The organism is Bordetella muralis (assembly GCF_054781015.1).
Window position 1 is genome coordinate 785,055 of the sequence record NZ_BAAGVF010000008.1, and the last position, 14,868, is coordinate 799,922.

12 protein-coding genes are annotated in these 14,868 nt (G+C 60.8%); 9 read left to right on the top strand and 3 right to left on the bottom strand.

The window, feature by feature from the left end; translation table 11 throughout:
- Nucleotides 1–113: 113 nt before the first annotated feature.
- Entirely contained in the window at nucleotides 114–1,205 is a 1,092-nt protein-coding gene (locus ACYVIT_RS21340) for a tartrate dehydrogenase (RefSeq protein WP_415804485.1), read from the top strand.
- 147 nt (nucleotides 1,206–1,352) lie between these two features.
- Complete coding sequence (locus ACYVIT_RS21345; protein ID WP_460478287.1) at nucleotides 1,353–2,339, top strand: Bug family tripartite tricarboxylate transporter substrate binding protein; 987 nt, start codon at nucleotides 1,353–1,355, stop codon at nucleotides 2,337–2,339.
- On the opposite strand, the gene ACYVIT_RS21350 is transcribed toward ACYVIT_RS21345, so the two are convergent.
- Nucleotides 2,340–3,257, bottom strand: a complete 918-nt coding sequence (locus ACYVIT_RS21350) for a LysR family transcriptional regulator (RefSeq protein ID WP_094823620.1) — start codon at nucleotides 3,255–3,257, stop codon at nucleotides 2,340–2,342. It abuts the gene before it with no gap.
- Nucleotides 3,258–3,401: 144 nt separating this feature from the next.
- Here ACYVIT_RS21350 and ACYVIT_RS21355 point away from each other — a divergent pair, with 144 nt between their 5' ends.
- The 7 genes from ACYVIT_RS21355 to ACYVIT_RS21385 all read left to right on the top strand — a co-directional run bounded on the left by ACYVIT_RS21355 (nucleotide 3,402) and on the right by ACYVIT_RS21385 (nucleotide 11,511).
- On the top strand, nucleotides 3,402–3,911 hold the full coding sequence (locus ACYVIT_RS21355; protein WP_415804486.1) for a sigma-70 family RNA polymerase sigma factor: 510 nt from the start codon (nucleotides 3,402–3,404) through the stop codon (nucleotides 3,909–3,911).
- Complete coding sequence (locus ACYVIT_RS21360) at nucleotides 3,890–4,879, top strand: FecR domain-containing protein (RefSeq protein WP_415804487.1); 990 nt, start codon at nucleotides 3,890–3,892, stop codon at nucleotides 4,877–4,879. The genes ACYVIT_RS21355 and ACYVIT_RS21360 overlap by 22 nt, the downstream gene beginning before the upstream one ends.
- A gap of 116 nt (nucleotides 4,880–4,995) precedes the next feature.
- Nucleotides 4,996–7,596: a TonB-dependent receptor gene (locus ACYVIT_RS21365; RefSeq protein WP_415804488.1), complete on the top strand. Its 2,601-nt coding sequence runs from the start codon at nucleotides 4,996–4,998 to the stop codon at nucleotides 7,594–7,596.
- Nucleotides 7,597–7,665: 69 nt separating this feature from the next.
- Nucleotides 7,666–8,718 (top strand): hemin-degrading factor, encoded by a 1,053-nt coding sequence (locus ACYVIT_RS21370; RefSeq protein ID WP_415804489.1) that lies wholly within the window; start codon nucleotides 7,666–7,668, stop codon nucleotides 8,716–8,718.
- 129 nt (nucleotides 8,719–8,847) lie between these two features.
- Nucleotides 8,848–9,711 carry a heme/hemin ABC transporter substrate-binding protein gene (locus ACYVIT_RS21375; RefSeq protein WP_415804490.1) on the top strand — a complete coding sequence of 288 codons (864 nt, stop codon included), beginning with the start codon at nucleotides 8,848–8,850 and terminating at the stop codon, nucleotides 9,709–9,711.
- Nucleotides 9,712–9,784: 73 nt separating this feature from the next.
- Nucleotides 9,785–10,723 carry a FecCD family ABC transporter permease gene (locus tag ACYVIT_RS21380; RefSeq protein ID WP_415804827.1) on the top strand — a complete coding sequence of 313 codons (939 nt, stop codon included), beginning with the start codon at nucleotides 9,785–9,787 and terminating at the stop codon, nucleotides 10,721–10,723.
- A complete protein-coding gene (locus ACYVIT_RS21385) occupies nucleotides 10,723–11,511 on the top strand; it encodes a heme ABC transporter ATP-binding protein (RefSeq protein WP_415804491.1) in 789 nt (262 codons plus the stop codon). The genes ACYVIT_RS21380 and ACYVIT_RS21385 overlap by 1 nt, the downstream gene beginning before the upstream one ends.
- Nucleotides 11,512–11,519: 8 nt before the next feature.
- On the opposite strand, the gene rodA is transcribed toward ACYVIT_RS21385, so the two are convergent.
- The gene (rodA, locus tag ACYVIT_RS21390) at nucleotides 11,520–12,656 is read right to left on the bottom strand and encodes a rod shape-determining protein RodA (RefSeq protein WP_415804492.1); all 1,137 of its coding nucleotides are present in this window, start codon (nucleotides 12,654–12,656) and stop codon (nucleotides 11,520–11,522) included.
- Nucleotides 12,653–14,860, bottom strand: coding sequence for a penicillin-binding protein 2 (mrdA, locus tag ACYVIT_RS21395; RefSeq protein WP_415804493.1), 2,208 nt, complete (start codon nucleotides 14,858–14,860; stop codon nucleotides 12,653–12,655). Before mrdA ends, rodA begins: the two co-directional genes overlap by 4 nt.
- Nucleotides 14,861–14,868: the final 8 nt, after the last annotated feature.

Genomic DNA, 14,868 nt, shown 5'->3' on the forward strand with positions numbered 1-14,868 from the left:
CATCGTTAACCTGAAGTTAATAATGCTTTGAATCGCCCTTGCACCCATACGGTGCGGCGATAGGTACAGTGCCTGACACACGCTGGCGATCGGCGCCGGCAGGAGTCAGGCACGTGAAAACATACCGTATTGCAACCATTCCCGGCGACGGCATCGGCAAAGAAGTCATCCCGGCCGGCCAACAGGTCATGCAGGCATTGGCCGAGTCAGACGGCTCGTTTGCCTTTGCGTTTCAGAATTTCGATTGGGGCGGTGATTACTACCGCAAACATGGCGTCATGATGCCTGCCGATGGGCTTGATGACTTGCGCGGCCAAGACGCTATTTTGTTTGGCTCGGCGGGAGACCCGGACATCCCCGATCACATTACGCTATGGGGTCTGCGCCTAAAGATCTGCCAGGGCCTGGATCAGTATGCCAATGTGCGCCCCACGCGCATTCTGCCCGGGATCGACGGGCCGCTGAAACGCTGCACGCCCGAACAACTCGATTGGGTGATTGTGCGCGAGAACTCGGAGGGCGAGTACTCGGGTGTCGGCGGCCGCGTGCACCAGGGCCAACCCATCGAAGCCGCCACCGACGTGTCCATGATGACGCGCGCCGGTGTCGAACGCATTCTGCGTTTCGCCTTTCGTCTGGCGCAATCTCGTCCGCGTAAACAACTGACGGTGATCACCAAGTCCAACGCGCAACGCCATGCCATGGTGATGTGGGACGAAATTGCCGTTGAAGTCAGCCGCGAGTTTCCCGACGTGCATTGGGATAAAGAGCTGGTCGATGCTGCGACCGCCCGCATGGTGAATCGGCCCGCGACGCTGGACACGATTGTCGCGACCAACCTGCACGCAGATATTCTGAGTGACCTGGCCGCTGCATTGGCCGGCAGCCTCGGGATTGCGCCGACCGGCAACATCGACCCTGAACGCCGTTACCCGTCGATGTTCGAACCAATTCACGGTTCGGCTTTCGACATCATGGGCAAAGGCCTGGCGAACCCGATCGGCACGTTCTGGTCCGTGGTGATGCTGCTGGAACATCTTGGCGAACATCAGGCAGCCCAGCGTGTCATGAAGGCCGTGGAACACGTGACTGCCAATCCCGCACTGCATACGGGTGATCTGGGTGGCAAAGCCACGACGGCACAAGTCACTGAAGCGGTGTGCCACCACCTGAAGCAGGCATCAGCACAAGCCCAAGCTGCGTAATACGAGCGAAATGCCGTGACCGGCTACCGGTCGCGGCACTATGTGCAGTTGCCTGCGCACGAGCAATCGCGACATATGCATAGCAGCACAACTGTGCGCCTAAAAAAATCGATCACCACAGATCGGCAACCACAACGAGGAGACATCATGAAACCTGCAAAGCATGGTCTGCGCTTCGCGCTGACCGGCGTGCTATGCGCAGCCGGCATCACGCTGACAAGCGGTGCGACGGCACAAAGCTATCCCACGCGCCCTGTGAACTTGATCGTGCCCTTCCCGGCTGGCGGCACCACGGATGTGCTGGCGCGTACCCTCGGTCAAGAGTTGGCCAAGAGTCTGGGCCAGCCCGTTATCGTCGAAAACAAGCCCGGCGCCGGCGCCACGCTGGGCGCCGATTACGTGGCCAAAGCCGCCCCCGACGGCTATACCCTATTGATGGGCGCAGTCCACCACACGATTGCGACCAGCGTCTACAACAACCTGCAGTACGATTTTCAGAAAAGCTTTGCACCCGTCACCACGGTAGCGTTGGTGCCGAACATACTGGTCGTCAACCCCAAGGTGCCCGCCCAGAATGTGCAGGAACTGTTGGCCCTGGCCCGCAAGACGCCCGGCAAATTGACCTTTGGTTCGAATGGCGTCGGCACCGGACAGCATCTGATCGGCGCGCAGTTTCAGGAGATCGGCGGCGTCTCGCTGCTACACGTGCCCTACAAGGGCAGCGGTCCGTTGACGACGGATCTGCTGGGCGGCCAGATCGACATGTCGTTCGATACGATTACTCCTGTATTGCCTCACATCAAGTCAGGCAAACTGCGGGCATTGGCTGTCACGACCGATAAACGTTCCGCAGCATTGCCCGATGTCCCGACGATGCAGGAGGCCGGCTTGAAAGGCTTCAATATGGGCACCTGGTTTGGCGTCCTGGCTCCTGCCACCACACCGCCCGACATCGTCGCGCGCCTGAATGCCGACATGGTCAAGATCATCCAGTCGCCGGATTTCGGCAAGAAAATGGCGGAGATCGGCGCCGTGCCGATAGGCGATAGCAGTGTGCAAATGGCCGAACGCATCAAGACCGATACCACCGACTACGCCAAACTCGTCAAGCAAGCAAACGTCGTGGTCAACTGATTACCAAGAGTCGCCCTTGCCGGTTTTACGCCTGTCCCGGAAATATTCCACCAGGAAATCGATAAACACGCGCACCTTGGCCGACAGGTGATGACGTTCGGGAAAAACGGCGTGAATATCGGCGGGCGGCAGGGCGTAATCTTGTAGCAGCAATTCCAGTCTGCCAGCACGCAGATGGCGCGCCAGATCCCATTCGGCGCGCTGCAAAATCCCCAGGCCGGCCAGGCCCCAGGTCAATGTGACCTCTCCATCGTTACTGCTCAGCGCACCGCGGACCTTGATCGTTTCGCCATAGGTACCCCGCGTAAAGCGCCAAAGGCCATAGGTATCATCGTTCTGACGCAGCACGATGCATTGATGGCGCGCCAGATCCTGCGGTACCTGCGGACGACCATGTTTTTCCAGATACTCGGGCGATGCACAGACCAGACGACGGTTCGGCGCAATAGGGCGGGCAATCAGACGCCCATCGGGGATATCGCCAAAGCGTATCGCGACATCAAACGCGTCCTGTACAAAATCGCCCGGCGTGTCAGTGAGTTGCAACTGCACCTCGACCTCGGGATAGCGGCGCGCAAACAGCACGATGGCCGGCGCAATATAGCTGCGTCCGAATCCCAGCGGTGCGTTCACCTTTAATAATCCTCGCGGCTGCGCCTGCCGGCTGGCGATCAATTGATCCAGATGATCGATGTCACGCAGAATGCGTCGCGCGTTTTCCAGATACAGCTCACCCTCGGCCGTCGGGCTGAGACGCCGGGTATTGCGGTTGAGCAGGCGCACGCCGAGGCGGTCTTCGATCTGAGCCAGACGTTTGCTGACAGCGGCGGTGGTCACGCCCAGTTCGCGTGCCGCCGCCGACAGACTGCCCGCACGGACCAGTTCGACCAACAACTGCAGCTCTTGGGACTGCCCCATCGACGTGACACCTCATTGAAAAGTCGGAGTCCATAGTAGCCCAGTGCGAGCGGCGCCTTTCATGTTCGGTCCGCGGCAACCGGTTGCATCTCCAGCCGATTTATTTAAAATGAGATTATTTCTCATTTACATTAACATTCATTAATGCTGCGTTCCCTGCCCGCCTCACAAGACGCCGTTCACGGTCTATACCGCGACCACCATGGGTGGCTCGACGGCTGGTTGCGCCGCAAAGTCGGCAACGCCTGCGATGCAGCAGATCTGGTCCAGGATACGTTCGTCCGCGTGCTGCGGCACCGCGCCGAGTTGACCATGGTGCGCGAGCCGCGCGCCTACCTGACCACTATCGCCAAACGTCTGGTGCTGAATCATTATCGGCGTCAGTCGCTGGAACGGGCCTATCAAGAGGCGCTGGCTGCGATGCCGGCGGCGCTGGCCCCCTCGCCCGAACAGCAATTGCTGATCCTCGAAGCACTGCACGAGATCGATGCGGCGCTAAATACCTTGCCGGCACGCGCTCGCCAGGCATTTTTGCTGGCGCAGTTGGAACACTTGCCCTACGAGGAGATCGCACAGCGTCTGCAGGTATCGGTACGCACGGTACAGCGCTACATCGTGCAAGGATACGAACAATGTCTGCTCGCGAGCTCGTGACTCCTGCCGAGGCTCCGCTGGATCGCGGTGTCGCGCGCGAAGCAGCGCGTTGGCTGATGCGGCTGGGCTCTGGCCACGCCACGGCAGCAGATGTGCGCGCGTGCGACCGATGGCGCGCTGACAACACCGAGCACGAACGCGCCTGGCAACGCGCGCAGGCATTAAGTCGCACATTTGGCTTGATCCCCGCTGAAGTGGGCATGGCAACACTGGATCGGCCGGCAGCGAAATCGCGCCGAGCCGCACTCAAGACGCTCGTGGCCCTGCTGGTGGCCTCGCCTGTGGCTTGGTCAACATGGAATGCGGCGCCCGTCGTGCGCTGGCGGGCCGACCATCGCACGGCAGTGGGCGAACGGCGCGAGATCTTGCTGGCCGATGGATCGCGGGTCTGGCTCAATACCGCGACAGCAATCGACGAAGCATTCACCGACACGGACCATGCACTATGGCTGCGCGATGGAGAAATCTACGTGCAAGCCTCGCCGCAACGCAGCCCTGCGCTGCGCATCGAAACCCGGATGGGCGCCATCCACGCCGATGCCGCGGCGCATTTTGCCGTCCGGCTCGATGCCCAGCGGTGCCTGGTCAACGTCACTACCGGTCAGGTGGAAGTCTCGCCGGCCAGGGCTGCCACACATCGTGTCCGCTTGAACGCAGCACAACAAGCGGCGTTCGACGCCGATACGGTCTACTCGCGGCAAACCTCGGATACGCGCGACCCGGATTGGCTGCGAGGCACCTTGCACGCGGATGCGATGCGATTGGATGTGTTTGCTGCGGAATTGGCTCGCTATCGGTCCGGCATCATACGTTGCGATCCGGCTGTTGCCGCACTGCGGATTTCCGGGACTTTTCAGTTGAGCAACACCGATGCGGTGTTGCAAGCCCTGCCGGCCCTGTTGCCCGTGCAGGTGAACTACCGGACCTCGTACTGGGTCACGCTCGGACCGGCAGCCACACAGGCGTAGTTTTATTTTGTTGCACTTAATGTGGGTGATCGATGTCCGGTTTTGTGTCGTGCAGGGTCATGGAAGGCAAAGGCTGTCATGGCCTGTATCCAAAGACCCTGTCCGAAAGGAACCCCATGGACACACTGCACGCGCCCGCTTTGCCCGATATCCGTTTTTCTTCCCGAGGAACCACGTTGGCGTGCGCCATCAGCCGTGCACTGTTGGGGGTGACTATCGCTGGTGGTCTGGCGCTTTGCCCCCCAGCCTGGGCGCAATCGGCCGGAACGGTAGCGCAGCAACGGGTATATCAAGTCCCCGCGGGCGAGCTGAGCGCGGCGCTATCGCATTTTGCCGAGCAGGCCGGGATCACCGTGCTGTTCCAACCTCAAACGGTCCAGGGCCGCCAAAGTACCGGCCTGCAGGGCGCCTACCCTGTTGACGAAGCCCTGCGTCGCCTCCTGGCGGGTACGGGACTCGCCGCCCGCGAACACGGCAACGGGGCATTCGTATTGCAACCCCAAGACACTGTCTCGCAACTCACGCCCGTGACGGTACAAGCCGATGCCTTGCGATCCGATCCGGCCTGGGTCAGCACCAATACGCGCCAGGACATGGATAACCTGCAAGTACGCAGTTGGGAGGACGTAGGCAAACGCATGGACGCCGGTGTCAATTTCAACCGCCAGAACAACAGCATCAATATTCGCGGCATGGACGGCAATCGCGTCCTGACGCGCATCGATGGCATCCGCCTGCCGTGGCTGGACGACGGCGCGCGCGGGGTGAAGGGCGGCTTGAATGCGGTCGACTTCAATTCGCTATCGAGTCTGGATATCGTGCGCAGTACGGACTCTGCCTCTGTCGGATCGGGTGCGCTAGGAGGCTCGGCGGAGTTACGCACGCTCAATCCCGACGATCTGCTGCAAGACGGGCGCAACTTTGGCGCACTGGTCAAAGGCGACTACGACTCGGCGGACAACAGCCGGGCCGCCAATGCTGCTTTGGCGGCCCGGCTGGCCGAGAACACCACCTGGTTATTGCAAGCAGGTATCCGCAAAGGCCATGAGCTGGATAACCGCGCCGACCACGGCGGCTACGGCGACGGCCGTGACAAAGCTGATCCCGAGGACTACACGCAACGCAGCGTCATGCTGAAACTGCAGCAGCGCATAGAAGGCGGCCACCGCTTCGGTTTGACGGGCGAATACTTTCACTATGACTCGGACACCGACAGCAAATATCTGCAGGGCCCGGGCACCAGCTACCAAATTGGCGAAAACACAGCCAGCGAAACGATCAAACGTGAACGCGTTTCCGTGGACTACGAGTACCAGGCACCAAGCGCAGGCGGTCTGATCGACAGTGCCAAGGCCGTCGTGTATTGGCAGCGCCTGCGGCTCGATCAGGGGCTGGATGGCGAGCGCACCAGGGATACGCGCGCGTCGATTATCCCTGGCGACCCGTTCATGTACGGTTATCCCACCGGAGCTTATGGGCGGGACAACTCGATTCAGGAAACGCTGTTCGGTTTCAGCGGCGAAGCCACACGGCGAATCGAGGGATCGGTATCGCAGACCGTGACCGTGGGCGCCGAATGGATGGGCAATCGCACCGAGCAATATTCGGACGGCTACGACAACTGCCCTGATATTCCGGCGGGACTGCCCGCGCCTTTCGGCCCACGTTCCTGCGACATGCTGCACACCAATCAGGCGGACATGCCACGCGTCAAAGGCAGCCAATGGGCGCTATGGGCAAAGGATGAGTTTGCGTTTGCCCAGGGCCGCTACACGCTGACGCCTTCGATCCGGTACGATCATTACGAGCAAAAACCACAAAACACCGGCAGCTACGACAGCAACCCCAATGCCGGTTCACTGCCGCCTTCGTCGAGCGGCGGCAGGTTTTCGCCAAGCTTGTTGGGAACCTGGAAAGCACAAGAGCAAGTCACGTTTTACGCGCAATATGCGTACGGCTATCGCGCCCCCAGCGCCACCGAGCTATATACGAACTACGGCGCACCAGGCACATATCTGCGTGCGGGCAATCCTGATTTGAAGCCTGAATCCAGCCGGGGCTGGGAATTGGGCGCTCGCCTGGGCAACGAGGATCTCGGCGGGGCTTTGTCGTTCTTTGACACGCGCTATCAAAACTTCATCGATACCCAGATACCGGTGACGGCCGGCGATCCGCAATGGCAAGACAGTTGGAATGGACAGTATCCGCTGGGTGTCACAACAGCTGCCAACCGCGCCCGAGTGCGTATCTATGGTGCCGAGGCCTCGGCACATTGGCGTTTCACCCCGAACTGGCGCACTTGGGGATCATTGGCCTGGACTGTCGGCAAAGACCAAAGCACTGGCCAGTATCTGAATTCGGTACCGCCTTTCAAAGCGATTCTGGGCCTGGGCTACGACCGAAGCGAATGGGGTGCGAGCGCCGTGTGGACGCTATCCGCACAACGCAACAAAGTCGAATATCCCGACGCGACCACCGATGCACCCAATCCTGATTTCCGTGCTCCCGGCTATGGCGTCGTGGACCTGATGGCTTACTGGAAACCAGCCGCCGTCAAGGGGCTGCAAGTCCGTGCAGGGGTATTCAACCTGTTCGACAAAAAATACTGGGAAGCCATCAACGTTCCCACGGCTGGACCATCTGCCTTGCCCCATCCGGTAGACTGGTACACCGAACCTGGGCGCAGTGTGCGCGTGTCATTAACCTATCAATACTGAACCACGGGCCTGCCGAGCGGCGGCCCGGGACTATGGGTCGCCCGCCGTACCCGGACAGAGGAGTCATCCATGAGCAACACTTCTTTCACCCAGTTGGCCGCCGAATTGCGCGCTCGTAACGATGCCCTGGTCGCCGAACAGCCGGGCCAACGCGCGCGCAATCTCGCTCAAGCACTGAACGTATCCGAAGCCCAATGGGTCGCTGCCGAATGCAACGGGCTGCGCGCCACCGCACTGACCGGCGCCACGTCCCCGCAAGCGATATTCCGCGAACTGGGATCGTTGGGCGAAGTCATGGCGTTGACGCGCAACGACTGGTGTGTCCATGAACGCCACGGACGCTACGAGTCCATCCAGGCAGAAGGCCCGGTCGGCCTCGTGCTGGGACCTGACATCGATTTGCGCGTGTTCTTCAGCACCTGGGACTCTGCCTGGGCCGTTGAACAGGACGGCCGGCATAGCCTGCAATTCTTTGACTGTGCAGGCGTTGCCGTGCATAAGGTCTATCGCACAGATACCACGGACGTCGCCGCCTATGACGCGCTTGTCGCACGCTTCGCAGGCGAGCCTGTCTGGCCGCAGACCAAACCTTATGCGGCCAAAGACGAGTCCGACATCGTCAGTGATCCTGACGCGCTGCGCACCGCCTGGCTGGCCATGCAGGACACACATGAGTTCTTTCCTCTGCTGCGTAAATTCAAGGTGTCCCGCCTGGCTGCACTGAAGGCCGCAGGATTCGATCTGGCGCAACAGGTCGAGACCACGACTCCCGAACGCATGTTGGAGGCTGCAGCGCAGTCCAGCCTATCCATCATGTGTTTTGTAGGCAACCCCGGCATGATTCAGATCCACACCGGTCCGGTCGCCAAGCTGTTGCGCACGGGGCCCTGGTTCAACGTGCTCGATCCGCGATTCAACCTGCATCTGAACACCGATGCTATCGACTCGGCCTGGGTCGTCAGCAAACCCACCAGCGATGGCTGGGTCACATCGCTCGAGGTCTACAACGCCAATGGGGATCTCATCGTGCAGTTCTTTGGTGAACGCAAGCCCGGCAAACCGGAGCTTGCCGAATGGCGCAGTCTATTGAGCAGCCTTTGCGCCGAGCCGTTAGCCGCGTAACGCCCTCCATGATCAGGGCGTCGCGTACTCAGTACCGCCAAGAACGGCTAAGCTTAAGTACCAACACGCTCTGATCAGTCGACCCTTTATCCGCCGTACGGAAACACGACGCCTCATCAAGGAAGCACCATGGCCGCCAGTCTAGCCAAGACGATCGCCGCTGCAATCGCTGCAGTCTGGGTCACCAGCGCCGCACAAGCGGCGAATGATCCCCCTTCTGCCGCTCAACGCGTTGTCACATTGGGCGGCACGGTCACCGAAATCGTCTATGCCCTGGATCAAGGAGATCGTCTCGTCGGCGACGATCAATCGAGTTTGTATCCCGAGGCGGCGACCAAGTTACCGCGCGTCGGGTATTACCGTGCCGTGCCCGTCGAAGGCGTACTTGCCTTGAATCCGGACCTGGTGCTGGCGTCTGAACAATCGGGTCCCCCTACGGCGCTCGCGCGTCTGAAGGAAGTCGGCGTTCCCCTTGAAATCATCTCTGACAAACCCAGCGTGCAATCACTCAACGATCGCATTCTGCAGATCGGCAAAGCCCTGGGCGTCCCGGAGCGCGGCAAGCAACTGGCCACATCCGTCGCAACCGCGTTAAGCGACGCGCAAGCCTTGCCCGAGTCGCACGCGCGCGCCGTGCTGCTGATGAACCGCACGGGCACGCCTCTAGGTGCGGGCAGCGACACAGCAGCCGCACTCGTGCTGGAGCTCTCCGGCCTGGTCAATGTACTCGCCGATCAACAAGGCTACAAACCCATCTCAGCCGAAGCACTCGGTGCGCTGGCGCCTCAAGTCATCGTGGTCCCCCGCATGTCGCTGGAGGCAGCGGGCGGCATGGAAAAATTCCGCACAACGCCGGGCATCGCCGCCACGCCTGCAGCAACAAATCACTGCATCGTCGTCATGGATGACTTGCTTGCACTAGGCACAGGGCCGCGGCTGCCGCAAGCCATACGCACACTCAAGGAGACCGCTTGTGTCGCTCGCCAAGGCTGACCGCCTGGCACCGCCGACCAGGCGGGCGCATCCTCCCACCGTTCTGATCGGACTCGGTATTGCCGCGCTCTCAGTGGCCCTGCTCGCCGCCTTGAGCGGCGCTGTCCACATCCCCTTGGCAGACGCGTTGCGCGTACTGACCTCCGACGCCTCGCAGCCTAACGACACGTTATGGCGCAACGTGCTGCTGGACATTCGATTACCACGCGTCTTGTTTGCCGCCGTGGCGGGCGCGGCGCTGGCGATTTCCGGTGCAGCGATGCAGGCCCTGTTTCGCAATCCGCTCGCCGAGCCCGGCTTGGTCGGAATCTCCGCCGGCGGCGCACTGGGCGCTGTGGCCGCCATCGTGCTGACCGCGGGCGGCTTCATGGTCACCGCACCTGCCGCCTTTGCAGGCAGCCTGTTGGCCACGGCAGCGGCCTATGCTGTCGGGCGACGCGTGCCGGGCGTCGCCGGCCTGTTGTTGGCAGGTATCGCCATCAACACCGTCGCCGGCAGTTTGATCGGGCTGCTTACCTACATGGCCTCCGATGCGCAACTGCGTGACCTGACGTTCTGGAACATGGGCAGCCTGGCGGGCGCCAGTTGGTCATTGTTGGCCTTTCTGGCGCCGTGGACACTCGTGTGGTCCTTCTGGCTGATGCGCCAGTGGCGCGCCATGAACGCCCTATTGCTGGGGGAACGCGAAGCCCAGCATCTCGGCTTCGCCCTCGTCACTGTGCGCTACAAACTCGTCATGGCCACTGCACTCATCGTGGGTCCACTCGTGGCCGCCACAGGCGGCATCGGTTTTGTCGGACTCGTCGTGCCTCATCTCGTACGCATGACCTTGGGTGCCGATCATCGTTGGCTGCTGCCTGCCTCGATGCTGACTGGCGCCCTGGCGCTCACGCTGGCCGATTGGCTGGCCCGCATTGTCGTGATTCCGGCTGAACTGCCCATAGGTCTAGTCACCAGCTTGGTCGGCGGACCGTTTTTTCTATGGCTGCTCGCACGAGGACGGCGATTCTAATGAGCCTGCGTACGATAGACCTAGATGTATCGCGTGGTTCGACACGCATTCTGTCCAACGTCTCGCTTAGCATCGAGCCCGGCCAGGTGCTGGGGTTGCTGGGCGCCAATGGCGCCGGCAAATCCACGCTGCTCGCGGCCCTCGCCGGCGAGCTTTCTCCGACCCGTGGCCATATCGAATTAGACGGAACACCGCTGACTCGCATCCCTCCGCGACGCCAGGCCCGGCAACGCGCAGTCCTGCCGCAAAAGCCCTCGCTGACATTTGATCTGGGCGTACAAGAAGTCGTCGCCATGGGCGCTTATCCCTTCCCCGAACTCGACCCCGTCGAAGTCGAGGAACTGACGGCATCCTCGCTCGCGCTGGCCGGCGTCCCCCACCTGGTCCAACGCCGTTATCCCGATCTGTCCGGCGGCGAACAACAACGCGTGCAGTTCGCCCGCGTCCTGGCCCAATGCCAGGCCCAGCATGACCTCAACCTCTCGCGTTATCTCTTGCTGGATGAGCCCATCTCCAGCCTGGATCCCAAACATCAGATCGAACTGCTGCGCACCACCGCCGACCTCGCCCATACCCATGGCCTGGGCGTCCTGGTCATCGTCCACGACATCAACCTGGCTGCCCGCTGGTGCGATCAACTCATCATGCTGGGCAACGGCACCGTCATCGCCAACGGCCCCCCAAAAGACGTACTGACCCGCGACAACCTGCGAACCGTCTACGACATCGAAGCCGACATCCTGCCCCACCCCACCATGCCTGACCGCATCCTGGTATTGCCGCACTAGACAGGCCGCTAGGTCTTATCCCCCCGATACCGCGACACACTCATCAAAATCCCGCAAGCAATCCCCATCGTCAACAACGCCGTCCCCCCATAGCTCATGAACGGCAGCGGCACTCCCACTACAGGCAAAATCCCCGTCACCATCCCCACGTTGACGAACACATAGATAAACACCATCATCGTCAACGCCCCCGCCATCAAACGACCGAACTGCGTCGTGGCCCGCACTGCAATCGTCAATCCTCGAGCGATGAGCAAGGCGTACAACAGCAGCATCGCCACGCCCCCATACAGTCCGAATTCCTCGGCATACACCGCAAAAATAAAGTCCGTCGTACGCTCTGGGATAAAGTCCAGGTGAGTCTGCGTCCCCTGCATATACCCCTTGCCATAGAGTCCCCCGGAGCCCACGGCGATCATCGACTGAATCGTATGAAACCCCTTGCCCAATGGATCAGAACTGGGGTTGAGCAAAGTACACACCCGCTGCTTCTGATAGTCGTGCAAGACCACCCAGTCCACACCGGGTTCACATAGCGTGTCTTCGTAATAGATCAGCGTCCCTATCCCCAAGATACCGACAATCGCAATCGGGGCAAGCAATTTAAAGGACAACCCGGCGAAATAAATGACGAAAAACCCCGCGCCAAACACCAACAACGCCGTTCCCAAATCGGGCTGCAACACAATCAGGCCAAAGGGCGCGGCCAGCATCGCCGCAGCGACAACAAAGTCGCGGATACGCACATCGCCGTCATGCCGTTGGAAATACCATGCCAACATGAGCGGCACAGCGATTTTCATCATTTCAGACGGTTGAATACGGGTAATGCCCAGGTTCAGCCAACGCGTGGCGCCCTTGCTGGTTTCACCAAAAAACTCCACCCCCAGCAACAGTGCAACGCCCACAATGTAAAACGGCAATGCCAGACGCATCAGCATATGCGGCGGCACCAAGGCCACCGCCCACATCGCGCAGAACGCAATGAGAAAATTGCGCGACTGATCGGCAAAACGCCAATCGGTACTGCCCACCGCCGAATGCATCACCGTCAGACCCAACGCGGCAAACAAAGCCAGAATGATCAGCAATGGCCAGTCAAAGGCGAGAAAGACGCGGACCAGGATAGCGCCCAGACGTTTCATGGCTTCACTCCGAATCCAGACGATTCAAACAAGTCGTTCAAATCGGACCGCGCGGGCGCAGTAGAGGGGCGCTGCGTCGCCCTCGGGGCTTGCTGGGCGGGCGCCACTTTGGGTGCAGATCGAGGCCTCATGCTTGGGGGAGGCGTATCCGAACCAGGAATGAGCGGAGGCAACGGCTCGTCCTGTGGCGCGTCATCCAGCACTACCCCGGGCGGCGGCTCCACGAGATCGTCTGGGCTCGTCGCGCCAGGCACTACAGGGGCCGACACCCCCGTAGGAACGGGAGTATCGCTTTGAGCCGGGACAGATAACGGCGGCACATCTGGCGGCAAGGTGATGCGCGAGCCAGCCGTAGGCGTGGCGGGTCGCGATAGCCAATAATCGAACACCGTACGCGCAATAGGAGCCGCCATACTCGCTCCCCAGCCAGCGTTTTCCACCAGCAGCGCCACGGCAATACGCGGTTTATCGGCCGGCGCAAAACCCATGAACAACGCATGATCGCGTAAACGCTCATCCAGCTCATGCGCGCGGTATTGAGCCCCGCGCAGGCTGAACACCTGCGCCGTTCCAGTTTTGCCAGCTGCCTGGTATGCCGCGCCGGCAAAGGCGCGCCGTGCCGTCCCCGACCGCACCACGCCGACCATCGCGCTCTTGATGAGATCGACATTCTCTTGCTTTAGCGGAATGCGATATTCCGGTGTCGACGGCGTTGGCGTCACGACGCCAGTATGCGTGTCGCGCGTAGCATGTACCAAATGCGGTTTCCGATAAGCACCATCGTTGGCCAAGGTCGATGTCCCCTGTGCCAACTGCAACAATGTGAACGAGTTATACCCCTGCCCCACCGCCACCGAAATCGTCTCTCCCGCGTACCATTGCTGTTGCCTCCGGTCCTTATATGCCTGGCGTTTCCACTCGGTCGAGGGCAACACGCCCCTGCGTTCGCCATCCAGGTCAATACCAGTAATCTGTCCGAACCCAAACTGCTTGGCAAAGTCATGCAACCGGTTCACCCCTATTTCCGGGCCCAGCGAATAGAAATACGTGTCTGAGGACACGACGATAGCCCTGTGCATATCGGTCATGCCATACGCCGCACCCCCAGCGTTCCGAAAACGCTGGCCTCCGAATTCGAAGTAGCCTGGATCGGGAATACGCGTCTTGGCGTCGCGCACACCCAGCTCCAGCGCCGCCAACGCCACAAAAGGCTTATAGGTCGAGCCAATCGGATAAGTACCGTACAAGGGCCGATTGATCAGCGGATGATCCGGCGACTCGTTCAACAAGCGCCAGTTTTCTACGTCGATGCCGTCGATGAACAGATTCGGATCGAACGCAGGTTTAGAGACAAACGCCAGGACCTCGCCCGTGTTGGGATCGATGGCAACCAACGCCCCACGGTGATTTCCAAAAGCCTCTTCGGCCACACGCTGCAAGCCCAGATCGATGGACAGCATGACGTCCACGCCGGGCACCGGATCAGTACGCTGCAACGTCCGCACAGGACGCCCGCTGGCATTGACCTCGACCTCTTCGATCCCGGTCTGCCCGTGCAGCGCCTTTTCCCAGCTTTTCTCGATACCCTTTTTACCGATCACATCGGTGCCGCGGTAGTTACCCAGCTCGCCCGCGCTTTCCAACGCCTCGATATCGTTTTCGGCAATGCGGCCGATATAACCCACCACATGTCCCGCCGTGGCGCCCTGGGGATACTCGCGCACCCAACGAGCACGCAACTCGACGCCGGGAAACTCGAAAGCGTGAGCAGCGAACCAGGATGCCTCGGTATCGTTCAAGTTGTTGCGCAGTATCAGACTGGCGTACCGCCCCGACTCCTGCACCCGGCGTTTGAATCGACGCTGATCGCCTGGGCTGACGTACACCACAGGCGTCAAGCGTGCCAGCATGGCATCCATATCGCCGACCTGGGCCGGCACGACCTCTAGCGTGTAGGTTCGGTAATTGCGCGCCATCACGACGCCATTGCGATCCAGGATCTCTCCCCGGCGTGGAGCAATGGGAACCACGGCAATACGATTACGATCGGCTCGTTCGGACAGGCCCTCGTAGCGGTCTACTTGCAAAAACCAGAAACGCCCAGCCAGCACGCAAAAGCACGCCAGCGCAAACAAACCGCCCACCCAGGCGCGCAGCCCAAAGCGCTGCTTTTGCTGTTGGCCGATTTTTTTGAATTCAAACATGGCGCGCC

Bases quoted from the DNA above. Each gene is read 5' to 3' on its own strand.
- ACYVIT_RS21345 (WP_460478287.1), top strand. From the start codon at position 1,353: ATGAAACCTGCAAAGCATGGTCTGCGCTTCGCGCTGACCGGCGTGCTA.
- ACYVIT_RS21350 (WP_094823620.1), bottom strand. From the start codon at position 3,257: ATGGGGCAGTCCCAAGAGCTGCAGTTGTTGGTCGAACTGGTCCGTGCG.
- ACYVIT_RS21355 (WP_415804486.1), top strand. From the start codon at position 3,402: ATGCTGCGTTCCCTGCCCGCCTCACAAGACGCCGTTCACGGTCTATAC.
- ACYVIT_RS21360 (WP_415804487.1), top strand. From the start codon at position 3,890: ATGTCTGCTCGCGAGCTCGTGACTCCTGCCGAGGCTCCGCTGGATCGC.
- ACYVIT_RS21365 (WP_415804488.1), top strand. From the start codon at position 4,996: ATGGACACACTGCACGCGCCCGCTTTGCCCGATATCCGTTTTTCTTCC.
- ACYVIT_RS21370 (WP_415804489.1), top strand. From the start codon at position 7,666: ATGAGCAACACTTCTTTCACCCAGTTGGCCGCCGAATTGCGCGCTCGT.
- ACYVIT_RS21375 (WP_415804490.1), top strand. From the start codon at position 8,848: ATGGCCGCCAGTCTAGCCAAGACGATCGCCGCTGCAATCGCTGCAGTC.
- ACYVIT_RS21385 (WP_415804491.1), top strand. From the start codon at position 10,723: ATGAGCCTGCGTACGATAGACCTAGATGTATCGCGTGGTTCGACACGC.
- rodA (WP_415804492.1), bottom strand. From the start codon at position 12,656: ATGAAACGTCTGGGCGCTATCCTGGTCCGCGTCTTTCTCGCCTTTGAC.
- mrdA (WP_415804493.1), bottom strand. From the start codon at position 14,860: ATGTTTGAATTCAAAAAAATCGGCCAACAGCAAAAGCAGCGCTTTGGG.